Source organism: Hyphomonas pacifica (assembly GCF_000682675.1).
Taxonomy (GTDB): domain Bacteria; phylum Pseudomonadota; class Alphaproteobacteria; order Caulobacterales; family Hyphomonadaceae; genus Hyphomonas; species Hyphomonas pacifica.
In genome coordinates this window covers 55,270-70,636 of the sequence record NZ_AWFA01000004.1, presented here as the reverse complement: position 1 = coordinate 70,636, position 15,367 = coordinate 55,270, and the positions used below count along the sequence as shown (strand labels likewise).

At 58.8% G+C, this 15,367-nt stretch carries 15 protein-coding genes and 1 tRNA gene; 6 read left to right on the top strand and 10 right to left on the bottom strand.

The features are described 5' to 3' along the window. Nucleotides 1–10 precede the first annotated feature (10 nt). The 3 genes from HY2_RS02290 to HY2_RS02280 form a co-directional block, all read right to left on the bottom strand. Nucleotides 11–973: a pseudouridine synthase gene (locus HY2_RS02290; RefSeq protein WP_034824267.1), complete on the bottom strand. Its 963-nt coding sequence runs from the start codon at nucleotides 971–973 to the stop codon at nucleotides 11–13. Nucleotides 974–988: 15 nt separating this feature from the next. Then, nucleotides 989–1,417, bottom strand: a complete 429-nt coding sequence (locus HY2_RS02285) for a hypothetical protein (protein ID WP_034824265.1) — start codon at nucleotides 1,415–1,417, stop codon at nucleotides 989–991. 63 nt (nucleotides 1,418–1,480) lie between these two features. Beyond that, the gene (locus HY2_RS02280; RefSeq protein ID WP_081814874.1) at nucleotides 1,481–2,707 is read right to left on the bottom strand and encodes a sensor domain-containing phosphodiesterase; all 1,227 of its coding nucleotides are present in this window, start codon (nucleotides 2,705–2,707) and stop codon (nucleotides 1,481–1,483) included. Nucleotides 2,708–2,889: 182 nt separating this feature from the next. On the opposite strand from HY2_RS02280, the gene HY2_RS02275 reads away from it, so the two are divergent. Then, a complete protein-coding gene (locus HY2_RS02275) occupies nucleotides 2,890–3,339 on the top strand; it encodes an IclR family transcriptional regulator domain-containing protein (RefSeq protein WP_476702779.1) in 450 nt (149 codons plus the stop codon). Between the two features lie 134 nt (nucleotides 3,340–3,473). Further along, nucleotides 3,474–4,736 (top strand): SulP family inorganic anion transporter, encoded by a 1,263-nt coding sequence (locus HY2_RS02270; RefSeq protein WP_034824263.1) that lies wholly within the window; start codon nucleotides 3,474–3,476, stop codon nucleotides 4,734–4,736. Between the two features lie 21 nt (nucleotides 4,737–4,757). Here HY2_RS02270 and HY2_RS02265 read toward each other — a convergent pair whose 3' ends face one another. The 5 genes from HY2_RS02265 to HY2_RS02245 form a co-directional block, all read right to left on the bottom strand. After that, complete coding sequence (locus tag HY2_RS02265) at nucleotides 4,758–5,717, bottom strand: lysophospholipid acyltransferase family protein (RefSeq protein ID WP_051594631.1); 960 nt, start codon at nucleotides 5,715–5,717, stop codon at nucleotides 4,758–4,760. A gap of 2 nt (nucleotides 5,718–5,719) precedes the next feature. Continuing rightward, nucleotides 5,720–6,709, bottom strand: coding sequence for a tetraacyldisaccharide 4'-kinase (gene lpxK, locus HY2_RS02260; RefSeq protein WP_051594630.1), 990 nt, complete (start codon nucleotides 6,707–6,709; stop codon nucleotides 5,720–5,722). Next, the gene (locus HY2_RS02255; protein WP_034824261.1) at nucleotides 6,706–7,968 is read right to left on the bottom strand and encodes a 3-deoxy-D-manno-octulosonic acid transferase; all 1,263 of its coding nucleotides are present in this window, start codon (nucleotides 7,966–7,968) and stop codon (nucleotides 6,706–6,708) included. The genes lpxK and HY2_RS02255 overlap by 4 nt, the downstream gene beginning before the upstream one ends. Continuing rightward, nucleotides 7,968–8,702 (bottom strand): lysophospholipid acyltransferase family protein, encoded by a 735-nt coding sequence (locus HY2_RS02250; protein WP_034824259.1) that lies wholly within the window; start codon nucleotides 8,700–8,702, stop codon nucleotides 7,968–7,970. The genes HY2_RS02255 and HY2_RS02250 overlap by 1 nt, the downstream gene beginning before the upstream one ends. Nucleotides 8,703–8,926: 224 nt before the next feature. Further along, a tRNA-Val gene (locus HY2_RS02245) sits at nucleotides 8,927–9,001 on the bottom strand. Between the two features lie 480 nt (nucleotides 9,002–9,481). On the opposite strand from HY2_RS02245, the gene HY2_RS02240 reads away from it, so the two are divergent. Continuing rightward, a complete protein-coding gene (locus HY2_RS02240) occupies nucleotides 9,482–9,730 on the top strand; it encodes a hypothetical protein (protein WP_034824257.1) in 249 nt (82 codons plus the stop codon). Here the strand turns inward: HY2_RS02240 and gph are convergent. Then, nucleotides 9,727–10,407 carry a phosphoglycolate phosphatase gene (gph, locus tag HY2_RS02235; RefSeq protein ID WP_034824255.1) on the bottom strand — a complete coding sequence of 227 codons (681 nt, stop codon included), beginning with the start codon at nucleotides 10,405–10,407 and terminating at the stop codon, nucleotides 9,727–9,729. The two genes, HY2_RS02240 and gph, sit on opposite strands and share 4 nt — an antisense overlap. Before the next feature lie 96 nt (nucleotides 10,408–10,503). Here gph and glmU point away from each other — a divergent pair, with 96 nt between their 5' ends. From glmU to gor, 3 genes are read left to right on the top strand one after another with little or no spacing between them, the layout of a single operon-like run. Continuing rightward, nucleotides 10,504–11,865, top strand: a complete 1,362-nt coding sequence (gene glmU, locus HY2_RS02230; RefSeq protein ID WP_034824253.1) for a bifunctional UDP-N-acetylglucosamine diphosphorylase/glucosamine-1-phosphate N-acetyltransferase GlmU — start codon at nucleotides 10,504–10,506, stop codon at nucleotides 11,863–11,865. 5 nt (nucleotides 11,866–11,870) lie between these two features. Beyond that, nucleotides 11,871–12,572: a ribose-5-phosphate isomerase RpiA gene (gene rpiA, locus HY2_RS02225; RefSeq protein ID WP_034824320.1), complete on the top strand. Its 702-nt coding sequence runs from the start codon at nucleotides 11,871–11,873 to the stop codon at nucleotides 12,570–12,572. 49 nt (nucleotides 12,573–12,621) lie between these two features. Next, on the top strand, nucleotides 12,622–14,019 hold the full coding sequence (gene gor / locus HY2_RS02220; RefSeq protein ID WP_034824252.1) for a glutathione-disulfide reductase: 1,398 nt from the start codon (nucleotides 12,622–12,624) through the stop codon (nucleotides 14,017–14,019). On the opposite strand, the gene HY2_RS02215 is transcribed toward gor, so the two are convergent. Further along, entirely contained in the window at nucleotides 14,016–15,314 is a 1,299-nt protein-coding gene (locus HY2_RS02215) for an AAA family ATPase (RefSeq protein WP_034824251.1), read from the bottom strand. The two genes, gor and HY2_RS02215, sit on opposite strands and share 4 nt — an antisense overlap. Between the last annotated feature and the right edge of the window lie 53 nt (nucleotides 15,315–15,367).

Here is a 15,367-nt window from a genome sequence, read left to right as displayed (position 1 = left end):
CAGAGTAGTATTATTTTTTTGGTTTTCGTTTCCTCGGATCAAGTCTAGTCGATGGCTTGCGCCTGCCAAGGCGTGACTTAACGGCACCTTTCCCGTCGGAAGGGGCGTTTTGGGGTGATTTTTTTGTAATGGGAGTTTCCAGAAGGTGGCCGATGGCCGCTTCCAGCAGTTCTGTCGGCACTTCCTCCACAGAGCCGGGGCGCAGATCCTCAAGCACGAACGGCCCGTACTGAACGCGGATCAGGCGATTCACCTGGAGGTCCAGCGATTCCAGGGCGCGGCGCACTTCCCGTTTCTTGCCTTCTGACAGGGTGACAGTCAGCCAGTTATTGGCCCCGGTTTCCCGATCCAGAACAGCCTTGATCGGCTTGTAGTCCACACCGTCCACGGTGATGCCTTTGGCCAGTTCCTGGATTTTCTCCGGCGTGACTGTGCCATGCGCGCGGACGCGGTATGTGCGCTCCAGCTCGTTCTTAGGCAGTTCCAGCGCGCGGGCGAGGGTGCCGTCATTGGTCAGCAGCAAGAGGCCCTCGGTGGTCAGATCCAGTCGGCCGACGGTGACGACGCGGGGCAGGGATTTGGGTAGTTCCTCAAAGACGGTGCGGCGGCCTTCGGGGTCATTCGTTGTGGTGATCAGGCCGGAGGGCTTGTGATATCGCCACAGGCGGGTTGCATCCGGGGCCTGAATGGTTTTGCGGCCAACGCGGATCAGCTCCTTACCGGTCACTTTGAAAGCAGGTGAGGTGAGGCGCTGGCCATCCACGCTGACCTTGCCCTCCTCGATCATGCGTTCGACTTCTCGGCGTGAGGCGACTCCAGCCCGGGCGAGGTATTTCGCAATGCGTTCGCCTTCGCTCCAGTCCTTTTCGTCGGACAACGTATTCGGCTTGTGGGCGGGTTTTGATCTGGGGCTTTGCTTGCGCGGGCCGGCAGGTTTCCGGCGCGGGCGGCCCGTCTCTCGACGCTCCGTCATGGGATTTTCTTTCGTTTAGTTTGTCTGAAGGACGAATTGCAGGAAGGGGGCCCCAATAGCAAGGCCGAGGATGAGTTCTGTGGGAATCCAGATCGGGATCATGCCGGGCTCCCGATTCTTGCGGGTATCCAGGATGAGGGCCATTGTACGCCCGACGGCTGCGCCGATCCAGCCTGCCGCAAGCGGCAGTACGACGAGCGCAGTAGTCAGCCTATGCTCCCCATCCCAAAGATAGAGGACCAGAAGCGCCGTAATCAGGTGAGCGAACAGGAAGACGCCGCCATAAGTGGCGCGAAATTCCGAATATCCGCCGGGGCGCAGGGGGTCGGGGTCTTCGACAAGGCGGACGACCTTGCTGGCCCAGGCTGGGGAGAACAAAGCCCCGATCCCCATGACCGTGCCGCAGAACAACGCGATGACAGATATGATTTCGCCAAGATGCATCAGGGGGCCCTCTAGTTGCTGGTCTCTAATCTAGAGCATCCTGCCGGGATGAACAGGGCTGGACTAGCTGGCGCGGAGGATGTTGATTTCCTTGGTGATCGTCTGGGCAGGCCGCCCAAGCAGGTATCCTTGGCCACGGCGTACGCCGAGCATCTTCAGGGTTTGCAGCTCTGCCTGGGTCTCAATGCCCTCAGCAATGATCTGGGCGCTGGTTTCACGGGTGTAGAACAGCAGCGCGCCAATCAAGGCGCGGCGGGCGAGATCTGAATCAACATTGCGTGTGAGGCTCATGTCGACTTTCACATAGTCCGGACTGAGCTGAACGATATGGCGCAGGGAGGAATGGCCCGCCCCGGCATCGTCCACTGCCAGCCGCAGTCCGCGCCGACGCAAAGGAGACAGGATTTTCGTGAACTGCTCATAGTCATCAATCACCGCATGTTCTGTCAGTTCCAGAACGATCCTTGAGAGTGGCAGACGCGAAAACGTGTCGACGAAGTGAGCGCTAAGCATAGTCGCGGGCGAGACATTGACGGAGACATATTGCTCTGAGTCCAGCATGTCGATGGCGGAGACGGCCTCACGAATGGCGGCGAGTTCCAGCTCAACAGCTAGCCCGACGGAGGCGGCCTCGTTGAACCAGACATCTGGTGTGCGGTAGGGCTCAGCCGAGAAACGGCAAAGCGCTTCATAGCCACACGGGTACATGCCGCCGAGATCCACAATCGGCTGATAGGCGATGGCAAAAGCGCTGTTCTCCAGCGTTTCCATGATGCGCGTGCGCTTTTCGCGCATTTGCATGCTCTGCTTCATGTCTACCTGGATCTGCTGGGCTGCCAGATTGGCGAACAGGCGCATTGTCTCCAGGTCGCGATGGTTCAGGCTATGGTTTGGATGCGGTCCAAAGCAGCAGAACATGCCATAGGCCTCGCCATCATGCAGATAGATAGGGATGCTCATATGCGCACCGATGCGCAGCGTCTGCGTGATCGGCATGGAACTGGCCGCCTGAAACAGTGACGTGTTGGGAATCAGTTCCGGTAGTTTTCCATCGAGAATGTTTAGGCAGTAAAGTTCGTCTGCGTCATAAACATCACCATCCTTGATGAGGTGTTCCAGTCCCGGGGCATCTACATGGCGGAAGACCGTACGGCCATTCACAAATTCAGAGACATAGGCGGCAGACATGCCGAGATGCTTGCGAATGGCGGATAGCGAGGACATGATGGTCTGGCGCGAGGAAGCGCTCTGCTGGTGCAGCATGGTTGTCGCGAATTCCATACTGGACATTCCAGTCTCCCAGCCAGGCCAGCAAGCCCAAAACAGACTTTGCATTTCGCACTCTATGAGCACGCGCTTAAGGCTTGGTTCAGCAAGTGTGCAGGAGATTTTGGCATGCGTTTACGAGTTGCTAAGCATAAACTCTATGTGCCTGGGAAAAATAAGTCCGGCAGGCATTCCGGGATAGGAGAATATATCCGCAGAATGCCAACCGGGCTGTTTTGACCGGGGATGATGTCACCTATCTGGTGAGGTCCACACCCGATCGGGTCATGTCTGTCAGTTATAATATGTGCAATCGCTTGCCAGCCTATGCCGTGTCGACCGGGCCTGTTCTGCTGGCCTATGAGCCTGACGAGGTGCTAGAGCAGTATTTTGCCTGCGTTCAGCTGAAACAGCATCGGCCCAATACGGTGAGTACGACTGTCAAATTACGTGAGACCATTCTTGAGACGCGACAGCTCGGTAGTTCCCTGGTGGATGAAGAGCTTGAAGCCGGTGTGCAGTCTCTTTCCGTCCCGATCCGCGACGTGAATAATCGTGTGACTGCGGCGCTGAATGTCTGCTGTCCATCTGTCCGGTTTACGTGGATGAAATGCGCAGCCAGTTGGTACTTAAACTGCTGGATGCCGCACTCCTGATCAATCGTTCCTTTTTGACGGGGGCGGCGGGCTAGGCCTTTCGGCGCGCCATCGCGCGACATAAGGATGCGGTTCTGGATGGTTTCCATGTTTCGGTGAGAGGCATATGCTGCGCGCGAAAGGCGCAGGGGCCCATGAAACCAAAAATACTCACGACGCTGAAGACCTATAGCTGGCCGGCTTTCATGTCCGACACTTTTGCCGGCATGACCGTCGCGCTGGTGGCAATACCGCTGAGTCTGGCCATCGCGATTGCATCGGGGGCCGACCCTGGCAAGGGTCTTATCACGGCCATCGTGGCCGGCTTTCTGGTTTCGTTGCTCGGCGGCAGCCGTGTGCAAATTGGTGGACCAACCGGTGCGTTCATTGTCGTGGTGTTCGGAGCCGTGGCCGCGCATGGCTATGATGGATTGGTGCTGGCAACCTTCATGGCCGGGCTGATCCTGATTGCGGCAGGCCTGATGCGAGCGGGCAATCTGATCAGTTTTGTTCCGGAAGCGGTCGTGAACGGGTTCACGATAGGTATAGCCATCATCATTGCGACAAGTCAGTTGAGCGATCTGTTCGGGCTGACGGTACAGAATCTACCTGCTGAATTTTTTTCCAAGCTGAGCGCCTTGTGGGGCGCGCGTGAGACATTCACGCCTTATGCTTTTGCGATAGGGCTGGCGACCATGGTGCTGATCGTGCTGCTGCGCCGGATAGCGCCGAAATTTCCGGGACTGATCGTGGCGGTAGGGGTGACATCGGCAGCAGCTGCCCTGCTGAATCTGCCTGTCGACACGATTGGTAGCCGGTTCGGGGCATTGCCCAGCCAGTTGCCTATGCCGCATTTACCGAGTTTCAGCGTGGACCGCGTGGTCGAGCTGTTGCCTTCCGCGTTTGTGATCGCCTTTCTGGCAGGTGTGGAATCTCTTCTTTCCGCCATGGTGGCGGACCGGATGACGGGCGGGCATTATCGTCGCAATGCGGAGGTTCTGGCGCAGGGCTTTGCCAATATCGGCTCCTCCCTGTTTGGTGGCATGCCTGCCACGGGTGCCATCGCGCGCACGGCAACCAATGTGAATGCCGGGGGCAAAACCCCGGTGGCGGGTATTGTGCATGCCGTGACGATCCTGCTGGCGATGATGCTGGCGGCGCCGCTCGCGGGTTATCTGGCCATGCCGGCATTGGCCGGGCTATTGCTGCTGACCGCCTGGAATATGAGTGAGCCCCACAAATGGCGCAGCTATCTTTCCATGCGTAAGGCAGATCTGGCGCTGATGCTGATCACCCTGGTGCTGACCGTGGTGGCGGACCTGACGATTGCCATCGGCGTGGGTGTGTCGCTTGGCTTGGCGATACGTTTGCAGCGGCGTCATGTGCCGCCTGCCGATTGGGAAGAGCCGCAGCGTTAGCGCGGGCAAGTCCTAGCAGGATCAGATGATGCCGGCATTCTTCCAGGCATCTTTGGGCCAGCGGCGATGCTGCCAGAACCATTGGCCTGGAGCCTTGCGGACATGATCTTCAATGAACGCATTGATGCGCAGCACGCTGTTGCGAATATCCGCATCAGGATTTCCGGTGTCTTCCGGCACAAAGGGCTCATGGAATTCCACGCGGAAGCGGGCAGGGCCAACACGTTCCGTAGAGACGGGAACAATCGGCACGCCATATTTCAAGGCGAGGCGCGTCGGGCCGGGGGCAGTCATCGCCTCGTGACCGAATAGCGGCACCGAAATGCCCTCATTGAATTTCTGGTCATTCATCAGGGCAACGGGCGCGCCGCGCGACAGGGCGCGCATCAATTCCCGTGTACCAATGCCCTTGGGCGCATTGACCGTGGTGCCATAATCATGACGCAGCTCGGCAATGCGGCGGTCAATATGTGGATTGTTCAGGGCGCGGTAGGTCATCACGGCATCGGGAATGCGCTGGGTGATTGTGGCGGGCATGATCTCCCAGTTCGCGAAATGGCCGGAAATGAAGACTGCGCCCTTGTCGCTGTCGCGGATACGGTCAAGGATGTCCAGGCCGACAATTTCTACGCGGCCGGATGTGTACGGATCTATGGAGGGCAGGTGGGGCAACTCGCCCGCAGTGCGCCCGGCGCTTTCCCAGCAGGCCATCGCGGTGTCGTGAATTTGCTCTTTAGACCAGTCCGGAAAAGCCAGTTTCAGATTGCGAAGCGTCGTCTTGTGCTGGGACAGGCGCGGGCCGATCTTCTTCAGCAGCCAGCCGCCGAAATCGGAGGCTTTGTCCGGCCCTAGCATTTTCATTGGGCCCCAATAGATCAGGTCCCACGCAATGGTTTCCAGCCGCCATTGGACACGCTGCCAGAAACTGGCGCGGTTATCGATATCCTTCGGGCGGACATAGCTGGAAGACGAGTCAGGCATGATCAGAGAGAGTTGAGAACCGGTGATAGAAGTTCGTCAAGGCATTCAGGCTGGTCAAACTGAGCTTTGACGGGGAAGTCGAGGATGCCGTCGCGCTGTGCTGCGGGCAGGCGCGCATGGTCTTTCGTCGTGGTGATCAGCTGGGCCTGATGGTCCGCTGCCAGGCGGCGCAGATAGGTCAGGTCACTGGCGCTGTAGGTGTGGTGGTCGGGATAGCCAACGGCGTCGCGGACATCGCAGCCATGCTGCTTCAGACTATCGAAGAATTTTGCGGGGCGCCCAATGCCCGCAAACGCCACCAGCGGGCCGGAGGGGGGAGGGGCTGATGGCACAAGTTTCGCACGCAGTACCGGTAGACCGGCGGCGGTGACTTGTGGAGGCATGTCTCCATCTCCCATCAGGATCACTGCCTCAGCGCGGGCGAGGCCATCGGATACCGGCTCGCGCAGCGGACCCTTGGGCAGGACATGGCCATTGCCAAACGGGGCCGCGGCATCAATCACGACGAAGGACAGAGTCTTCTTTATGCTGGGGTTCTGGTGACCATCATCCATGACGACCGCTGCGACATGATCCATAGCCATGGCCTGAATGGCCGCTGGGCGATCCGTGCCGATCCAGCTTTCGCCAGACTGGGAGAGTTGGAGCGGTTCGTCGCCGCACATGGCGGCTGTATGACGGACAGGGTCAACCTTCAGTGGGCCGCGTTCCGATCCACCATAGCCGCGAGACAGGCTGGCGGCGCGGATTCCCTTCTGCAGCAAGCGGTGCCGGATGGCTTCCACCACAGGCGTCTTGCCTACGCCGCCTGTTGTCAGATTGCCGATACAAATGACCGGGATTACAGGCGTCTCGGGCGTGGCTCGCGCCAACTTGCGGCGGATGCCCCAAATATAGAGCATGGCAAGCGGTGTCAGCAGGGCTCGGGTCAGCGGTGCGGCTTCGCGGGATTTCGGGTCCAGCCCGGCTGACCAGAAGTGTGGGGCCTTCATTGCAGCAGCCCCGGCTCCGGCAGGAGTGGGATCAGCGCCTGAAGGGTGAGTGTCATCGGGGCATCGGCCTCACGCGTCAGGGCTGCAAGGGCCTCATCGGAGGGCGGCTCCATCGTGCGCAGTGCCTTGCCGATGGCCTTCGGCGTTTTGAGACGGCGGATCAGGCCGCGCTTCTCAAGATCATCTATCATGGCGGCAAAGTTGAACACATCCGGGCCGGTGACGACGGGGCGGCCGAGGCGAATAGGCTCCAGCGGATTATGACCGCCAACGTCTGGAGCATGGCCGCCGCCGAGAAAAACGGAGTCCGCCAAGCGGTACCAGATGCCCATTTCGCCCATCGTGTCTGCCAGCAGCACACGCGTGCGCGGTGTAGGGATTTCACCGCGAGAGCGGCGGGCATAGGTGAGGCCGCGATCTTTCAGCAGCGCTTCCACTTCGTCACCGCGATCCGGATGGCGTGGGGCGATGATCAGGGCAGCATCGCCAGCCTCCTTGATCGCATCCAGAAAGATCGCCTCTTCGCCTTCATGGGTCGAGGCGGCGAGAATGCACTGGCGTGCGGTAAGAAAGTTTTCGCGCAGGCGGCGAATCTCGATGTCGCTGGCGGTTGGTGGGGGCAATGCAGACTTCATGTTGCCGGTCGACTGAACCGGCTTGCCCAGCAGCACTTCCAGGCGACGGGCCGTGTCCGTGTCCGCTGTCAGCACAACATCGAACTTGCCGACCAGATCTTGGAAGGCACCGCGGAACTTCTGCCACCCCTCTGAAGATTCGTCCGTCATTCGGCCATTGACCAGCGCGCGCCTGGCACCTGCCTTTTCAGCCTCTAGAATAAGGTTAGGCCAAACTTCGCCTTCGCCGAAAATGCAGAGGTCTGGCTGCCAATGGCGGATGAAGCGTCGGGCAATAGCAGGCGTATCCAGCGGGGCCATCATGTGAATGCCGCGGTCCGGCAAGGCCGGGCCAATCAGGCGCGCTGAGGTGAGGGTCTGGCTGGTGAACAGCAGCATCAGATCAGGCCGTTTCGCCAACAGGCGATGACCCAGTTCCAGCAGCAACTGGCTTTCTCCTACACTGGCACCGTGCAGCCAGACCAGCGGCCCGCCAGCCATGCGGCGCGGCATGTTGCGCGCAAGGCGTTCATTCAGGCGGCCAATGTCTTCCTTTCCGGCCCGGGCACGCCGCTTCAGAATACCCGGCAGGAAAGGCGCCAAGGCACTTGTCGCGACACGATAGAGGTGTAGTCCAAGGGTCATCAGGCGGAGGTCACCGGCGTTTTGTCTGTTGAATAGCCCGCTAGCATGTCGGCCCTTTGAGTTGCAGCATCAAGACGTTTCTGCAAGTCGGCTTGCAGCTCTCTCGGATCAGCGTCGCGCGTAGTCGCTAGCGGTTCCCCATAGACTATGGCGCCACGCGCAAACGGGAAAGGAATAATGAATCTGTCCCAAGTGCCAAGACGCTTGGCCGGTTTGACAGACAGGGCGTACGGCAGGATGGGGGCTCCGGCGCGCTGGGCGATCATGATCGCACCCAAACTCACGATTTCAGCGGGACCGCGCGGGCCATCAGGCGTGATGCACACGCCCGCGCCGCTTCGCAAGAGACGCACGGCTTCAGCCACGGCCTTGATGCCGCCCTTGTCTTTTTGGGCTTTCTTCTTGTTTGCGGTTGACCCGCGAATGGCGTGGATGCCCAGATGCGCGATGGCGCGGGTGACGGCCTCTCCGTCCGGTGACAGGGAGATCAACATGGCACCCTGCCGGATAGGCCCCGGCCAATGCTTCATATGGCGGATCCAGCCGCTGGGCAGCATCATGATGCGGGAATGCCAGGACGCGACTACAACGCCCTGATTCTCGCTCCAGGTCTGACGCGCTTGCTCAATACCTTCGACCTTCCAGCGCACAGTACGTGCAACAAGCACCATCCACGCCCAGATAAGAGCGCCCAAGAGGGTGGTGACGGGCTTGGAACGAAACAGGCTTTTCATCGCATCGCCTTATACTGTGCTTCGGCCCGGGGGCTATGGGGCAGTGTCAGGGATGTGGTTAAGCGGCCAAAGTATGTTCTGGATGCAACGCGGGGTAAGTGTCCTTCAGGGCCGCGAGGCTACGGCGCGAAGGCGATAGAATGCCGTATCCTTCAGAGCTCGCTGAGCAGGAGCGGGCGGATGCGGCGGTCAGGCCCCGAATGTGAGCGGGGAATTGAAATTAATGGTGGGCGATAGTGGGTTCGAACCACTGACCCCTGCCGTGTGAAGGCAGTGCTCTACCACTGAGCTAATCGCCCCAATCAGTGAAGCAGGTGCCGTAATCTGCCCTAGCGTTTACGTCAAGCACCGATGTCTGAGGCCGCTGATTCCCACAGGATTGGTGCGTTGCACAAAATCAGAACGCATGACTTGTTGTCGCACCTATGCGAATTTGCCCGTATTGCTGGGAATGGCTTTTCACGGCCTCTGCAAGAAATTCAGCCCCTGTCCCATGATTTAGTTACAATGGATTGGCAGATTTTTGCCTATTTCATACGTATTTGGGTGCAGGCGTGTTTGCGCTACCAATAATATGAACAACCATTCATAATGAACGGTTGTTCATATTGAAACCTTACGCGAGTTTCATCCGAATTTGGTCTTGAGAAATCCACAAAAGGTCGTCATGTATCGGTCATACAGCGACGGCTCGGCAAAAAGGGTCGCGTTATTAAACATAAGAAGGACAGGCGGAGGCTTAAGGCCTCAATAACAGTAGAGCCTGGAGAGAGAGAAAAATGAAAGACTGGTGTGACGAAGAAGGCGCAAAGCGCCTGCGTGAGAAAATTAGTGCCTACTGGGCAGAGCGTGGCTATGAAGTAGATGTCGATCTGGTCGACGCGGGCTTCGTTCCGGCCATGCGCTCAGCACGCACCGATGTTCGTAGCAACATGGTAAACGGGATGCCCCGTCGCCGCATTGCAAATGAAACGGGCGCTGCACGTCCGAGCTACCGTCCCCGCGAAGCACGTGAAGTGACGGCTTAGCCAATAAGGTCAGACAAGGCGGACACCAAATCTGAATAGTGGTCCACCACCACATCAGGTCCGATCTGATCTGGCGTTTCCTCCTCGTAACCAAATGGTACGAAAACAAAGGGCAGTCCGGCATTCCGGGCTGCCCTTTCGTCTGTTCGGGAGTCTCCCACCATGATCGCGCGATCTGCAGTGCCCCCTGCAGCCTTCACGGTTCGCAGTATGTGATCGCCATCTGGTTTGCGGTTCGGTACGCTGTCCGCCCCGACAATTGCATCAAAGCGCTCCGCCATACCCAGTGCGGCCAGCAACTGATCTGAAAGATTCTGTTTTTTGTTCGTGCAGACCGCCAGAAGCGCGCCCTGCTCGGCTAGCATATCAAGGGCTGCCTCCGCCCCTTCGAACGGATGTGAATGTGCGGAGATGTGGGCGGCATAATATTCCAGAAACTCTGTAAAATACTGGTCCAAATCTTCCTCGGAGAGGGGGTGGTCCTGGCTTTTCATGCCCTTTGAGATCATCGCGCGTGCACCATGACCTATCATGGTGGCAATCGTGTCGAGGGAGACGGGCGAAAGACCCGCACGGGTCAGGACATGATTGAGGGCTTCAAGCAGATCTGGCGCTGTATTCACCAATGTTCCATCCAGATCAAAGACGATGGTGTATCCCTCAAATTGTGCGGTCATTCCTGTCATTAATCCCTTTTCGCCACTCGCCTTGAATCGACCTTTGGTCTAGGCGAAAGGGGACAGGAAAGCGAGAGGGCGACACACGTGAACGATATGGCCAGAAACCGCGCTGCGATCATCCTTGCTGCCGGCAAGGGAACCCGGATGAAATCCGATCTTCCAAAGGTGATGCACAAGGTAGCGGGCCGCCCGATGGTGGATTGGTCAATTGATCTGGCCCAGCGTGTGGGCTGCTCACGCATAGTGGTGATTGCGCATCCTTCGCAGGATATTCTGATCAATCATGTGACGACCACGCTAGGGATAGATTGTCTCGCCTATCAGGATCCGCCCATGGGCACCGGGCATGCCGTGCGCTGCGCCGAAGAGGCACTCACAGGCTTTGAGGGGGATCTGGTCGTTCTCTACGGTGATAGCCCGCTGGTTCCGGCGGAGGCGATTGAAGACCTTTTCGACAGCCTGAAAGGCGGCGCGGCGATTGGTGTGCTGGGCTTTGATGCCGAGGAGCCGGGCCTATACGGGCGGCTGATCACCTCTGGCGGTGGAGACCTGGAGGCGATTGTCGAGGCGCGGGAGGCCAATCCGGAGCAACTGGCCGTGCGCCTGTGCAATTCCGGTGTCATGGCGGGCGGCGCAGAGACAATGTTCCGTCTGCTGCAGAATGTAACCAATGAGAACGCCAAAGGAGAATATTACCTGACCGACCTGGTAGCGCTGGCGCGCGGCGAGGGGCTGACCTGCAAGGCTGTTCGCTGCGACGAGGAAGACCTGATCGGCTGTGACTCCAAGGCAGACCTGGCCGAAGCCGAGGCGATATTCCAGGTCCGATGCCGGAAGGCCATGATGGCGGAAGGCGTCACGCTGGTCGCTCCGGACACGGTATGGTTTTCCCATGACACGGTGCTGGAACCGGATGTACTTGTTGAGCCGAATGTCGTGTTCGGGCCCGGCGTACATGTTCAGTCTGGTGCGGTCATCCGCGCGTTCAGCCATCTTGAAGGGGCGAAAGTGGGGCCGGTCAGTTCTGTCGGACCGTATGCTCGCTTGCGGCCTGGTGCGGAACTGTCCAAAGGCGTTTTCATTGGCAACTTCGTGGAAGTGAAGAACACGCATCTGGGCGAAGGCGCGAAGGCGAGCCATCTGTCCTATCTGGGCGATGGGCAGGTCGGGGCGAATGTGAATATCGGCGCGGGCACGATTTTCTGTAATTATGATGGCTTCCTTAAATACCAGACAACAATCGGGGATGGGGCGTTTATCGGTTCCAATTCCTCGCTCGTGGCGCCGATCGAGATTGGCGATGGGGCGATTGTAGGCTCTGGCACGGTCGTCACGAAGAACGTGCCGTCAGACGCCTTGGCCGTGGCCCGGACAAGGCAGACGGAATATGAGGGTTGGGCCGCGAATTTCCGTGAACGGAAAGCGGCTGAGAAGGCTGCGAAAAAGAAGGGTTGATGGGCATGGCCAACGAGTTGGAAAAAGAGAACGCGGCGATTGCGGCGATGGAATATGTCGAGGATGGCATGACCATCGGGCTCGGCACAGGTTCGACGGCGAAATATTTCGTCGAACTGCTGGCTGATGAGGTTGCCGACGGGCTGGTCGTGCGCTGCATCGAGACCAGCGAGCAGACCCGCCGCCTGGCCGAGAGCCTGGGCGTGCCGCTTATCCCGTTCGAGCAGGTGGAGCGCATTCACCTGACGGTCGATGGCGCGGATGAGGTCGATGAGCAGGGCCAGTTGATCAAGGGCGGCGGCGCGGCGCTGCTGCGCGAGAAGATTATCGCGAATGCAAGTGACCATATGGTCGTGATTGCAGACCCCTCAAAACAGGTGGAGCGGCTCGGCGTATTCCCTCTGCCGGTTGAGGTGACGCCGTTTGGCTACACGATCACGGCGAAGATCGTTTACGATGTTCTGGTCGCCTCCGGCATTGACAAGCCGCGCGTTTCCCTGCGTCGCACGCAGGGTCAGGAATTGCTAGTCACTGATGGCGGAAACTACATCCTCGATTGCCATTGCGAGCGCATTCCGGATGCTGAAGCGCTGGCGGCCAGATTGTCCAATATCCCCGGCGTGGTGGAACATGGCCTGTTCATCGGCCTGGCCCGCACGGTGATCATTGGCAATGAGAATGGCGCAACAGTGTTTGAATTCTCCTGATCGCCCCACATATGGGGTGACGTACCCCAAGGCATTCAAGGACATCTCCATGACCGACACGACCCATGATTTCGATCTTTTCGTAATTGGCGGAGGGTCGGGCGGTGTCCGTGCGGCTCGTCTGGCGGCTCTCAGCGGCGCGAAGGTCGGCCTCGCGGAAGAATACCGCATGGGCGGCACCTGTGTGGTGCGCGGCTGTGTCCCGAAGAAATTTATGGTCTATGCCAGCAAGTACGGCAAGGATATCCGCAAGGCTGATGGCTATGGCTGGTCTGTCGGTGAGGTCAGCTATGATCATGGCAAATTCGCGGCGGCAATGCATGCCGAAGTGGACCGGCTGTCCGGCATCTATTCCCGCAATCTGAAGAATGCAGGTGTGGAACTGTTTGAAGAACGCGCGGAGTTTGTCGACAAGAACACGTTGCGCCTGAAGGATAGTGGCAAGACAGTGACCGCGAAGAAGATCCTCATCGCGGTGGGCGGAACGCCCTGGCGACCCTCACCGGAAGAGTTGCCGGGCGTTGAGAACACGATCACCTCCGATGGTATCTTCCAGCTGGAAGAGTTGCCCAAGCACCTTGTGATTGCCGGCGGCGGCTATATCGCCGTGGAGTTCGCGCATGTCTTTGCTGGGCTGGGCGTGAAGACATGCCTTGTCTATCGAGGTGATGAAGTGCTGCGGGGCTTTGACGAGGATGTCCGCACTGAAGTGCATGAAGGCCTGAAAGAGGCTGGTGTGCACGTCATAACCAAGGCGGTCTTCGAAAAGATTGAAAAGCGCGAAGGCGAGGATTTGCCACTGCATATCTCTCTCAGCAATGGCCAGCATGTTGACGCGGATGTCGTTATGATGGCTGTTGGGCGTCGTCCGAATACGGAAAGCCTCGGATGCGATGCGGCGGGTGTCAAGTTGGATGAAAATGGCGCGGTGATCGTGGACGAATGGTCCAAGACTAATGTTGATAGCGTCTGGGCCGTGGGGGATGTGACAGACCGCGTGGCGCTGACGCCGGTTGCCATCCGGGAGGGGCATGCCTTTGCCGAGACCGAATTCTACGACAAGCCTTGGCATTTCGATCATACCGATATTCCAACCGCTGTGTTCACGCAGCCGGAAGTCGGCACGGTCGGCATGACCGAAGCCGAGGCGCGCAAGGAATATGGCGAGATCGACATTTACAAGACGCGCTTCAAGCCGATGAAGAATGCGCTGAATGGCGATCCGACCCGGACCATGATGAAGCTGGTCGTGCGTCAGTCAGATGAACGCATTCTGGGCGTTCACATTGTTGGCGATGATGCCGCCGAGATGATCCAGATGGTCGGCATTGCCGTGAAGATGGGGGCCACCAAGCCGGACTTTGACCGCACCTGCGCCTTGCATCCCTCTTCTGGCGAGGAAATCGTCACCCTGCGCCAGAAGTATGTGCCCGATGTAGCAAGCTAGGCTTCTACCAAGGTTTTCAGTTCAAGGGCGATGGCTTTGAGGCTCTCCCGAATGGGCTTCAGGCCGCCGCCGCGACCGGAATGGATGACCAACTGCTTCCAGGCTGGCTGGTCTTCCTGAGGGGCTTTTACCTGCAAGTGGCCCGAGCGCGGTAGCGCGGCCTTAAGCAGGACCTTGGAAAGCGCGAAGCCTGCCTTGCCATCATAGGTGCCATTGCGTGCCTCTGCCTCAAAGCTCGACTGTTCGGACCGGCTGACCGCGTTGAACAGAATGGACAGGTCCGGTCGCTTTTCCGGCTCGATCTGCTCGTTGATCACCTGGTTCAGCAAGCGCACACCGCGCAGGGAATAGACATCAGCATGCATCGGGGCGAGCACGCGGTCTGCTGCCTCCAGGGCGCAGCGCGTCAGGAAGGTGGCGTTCGGGTTTGTGTCAAAGACGATCAGGTCATACTCGCTGCGATAGCGTTCGACCGTTTGCAGGAAGTGCTGCTTGATGCGTGCGAGTGCCCCGCCGTCCGTGGCAAAGGCGTATTTCGAAATTTCGAACTGGCCTGAGATCAGATCCAGCCGCCCGCCGGGGCTGCCTTCGCCCATCAGATCATGCATCAACGTATCGCGCGGGGCGGGGGCAAACGGCTCAATCGAAAGCGTTAGCCAGGATTCTGCCGGGCTGGAGGCATCGCGTGCATGAATGCGGGAGCGTTCGAACAGAGAGATGACGGATTTGTCGGCCGCTGCACTGGCATCGGCAATGTCCATCTCGAAGAAGGTCTGTGTGAGATTGTATTGCGGGTCGAGGTCGATCAGCAGGATGCGTCCGCCGAGCGAGCCTTGCCAGGCCCCGAATACCTGGCTGGAGACGGTCGTCTTGCCGACGCCGCCCTTCAAATTCATGACCGCCATGACCGGGCATTTGCGCTTGTAGGCAGCCTTCGTCTCCGCCACGAGCTTGTCCATTCCGTCCGGCATGGTGGAGGAATAGCGAAGGTGCGGCTGAACCTCATGCTTGAAGAAGCCGTTCAGGCGCGCCTTGTCGATCTGGTAAGGGATCAGCTTCAGGCCGCGGGCCTTGGCACGTTCGACATCCTTGCGAACGGACTTTGACCGCACCGAAGACGCCGACACCAGAATGATCATGGCAAAGGCATCATCAATCGACTGATCGGCCAGATCCCGCGAGCCGCCATCATTCGGGACGTACCAGTCCGGAATGGATTCCGCACGCAGGGCTTCGTGCAGCTCAAGCAGAGCGTCAAAGTCCTTGGCGGAGTGGCTGATGAAGACGTGCGACATGGCGGCGTGTGGCTTTCTTTCGTAACGTCAGCTCTACCCCGTTTCTAAAGGGG

Coding starts and splice junctions, on each gene's coding strand:
- HY2_RS02290 (WP_034824267.1), bottom strand. CDS start 973: ATGACGGAGCGTCGAGAGACGGGCCGCCCGCGCCGGAAACCTGCCGGC.
- HY2_RS02285 (WP_034824265.1), bottom strand. CDS start 1,417: ATGCATCTTGGCGAAATCATATCTGTCATCGCGTTGTTCTGCGGCACG.
- HY2_RS02280 (WP_081814874.1), bottom strand. CDS start 2,707: ATGTCCAGTATGGAATTCGCGACAACCATGCTGCACCAGCAGAGCGCT.
- HY2_RS02270 (WP_034824263.1), top strand. CDS start 3,474: ATGAAACCAAAAATACTCACGACGCTGAAGACCTATAGCTGGCCGGCT.
- HY2_RS02265 (WP_051594631.1), bottom strand. CDS start 5,717: ATGCCTGACTCGTCTTCCAGCTATGTCCGCCCGAAGGATATCGATAAC.
- lpxK (WP_051594630.1), bottom strand. CDS start 6,709: ATGAAGGCCCCACACTTCTGGTCAGCCGGGCTGGACCCGAAATCCCGC.
- HY2_RS02255 (WP_034824261.1), bottom strand. CDS start 7,968: ATGACCCTTGGACTACACCTCTATCGTGTCGCGACAAGTGCCTTGGCG.
- HY2_RS02250 (WP_034824259.1), bottom strand. CDS start 8,702: ATGAAAAGCCTGTTTCGTTCCAAGCCCGTCACCACCCTCTTGGGCGCT.
- HY2_RS02240 (WP_034824257.1), top strand. CDS start 9,482: ATGAAAGACTGGTGTGACGAAGAAGGCGCAAAGCGCCTGCGTGAGAAA.
- gph (WP_034824255.1), bottom strand. CDS start 10,407: ATGACCGCACAATTTGAGGGATACACCATCGTCTTTGATCTGGATGGA.
- glmU (WP_034824253.1), top strand. CDS start 10,504: ATGGCCAGAAACCGCGCTGCGATCATCCTTGCTGCCGGCAAGGGAACC.
- rpiA (WP_034824320.1), top strand. CDS start 11,871: ATGGCCAACGAGTTGGAAAAAGAGAACGCGGCGATTGCGGCGATGGAA.
- gor (WP_034824252.1), top strand. CDS start 12,622: ATGACCGACACGACCCATGATTTCGATCTTTTCGTAATTGGCGGAGGG.
- HY2_RS02215 (WP_034824251.1), bottom strand. CDS start 15,314: ATGTCGCACGTCTTCATCAGCCACTCCGCCAAGGACTTTGACGCTCTG.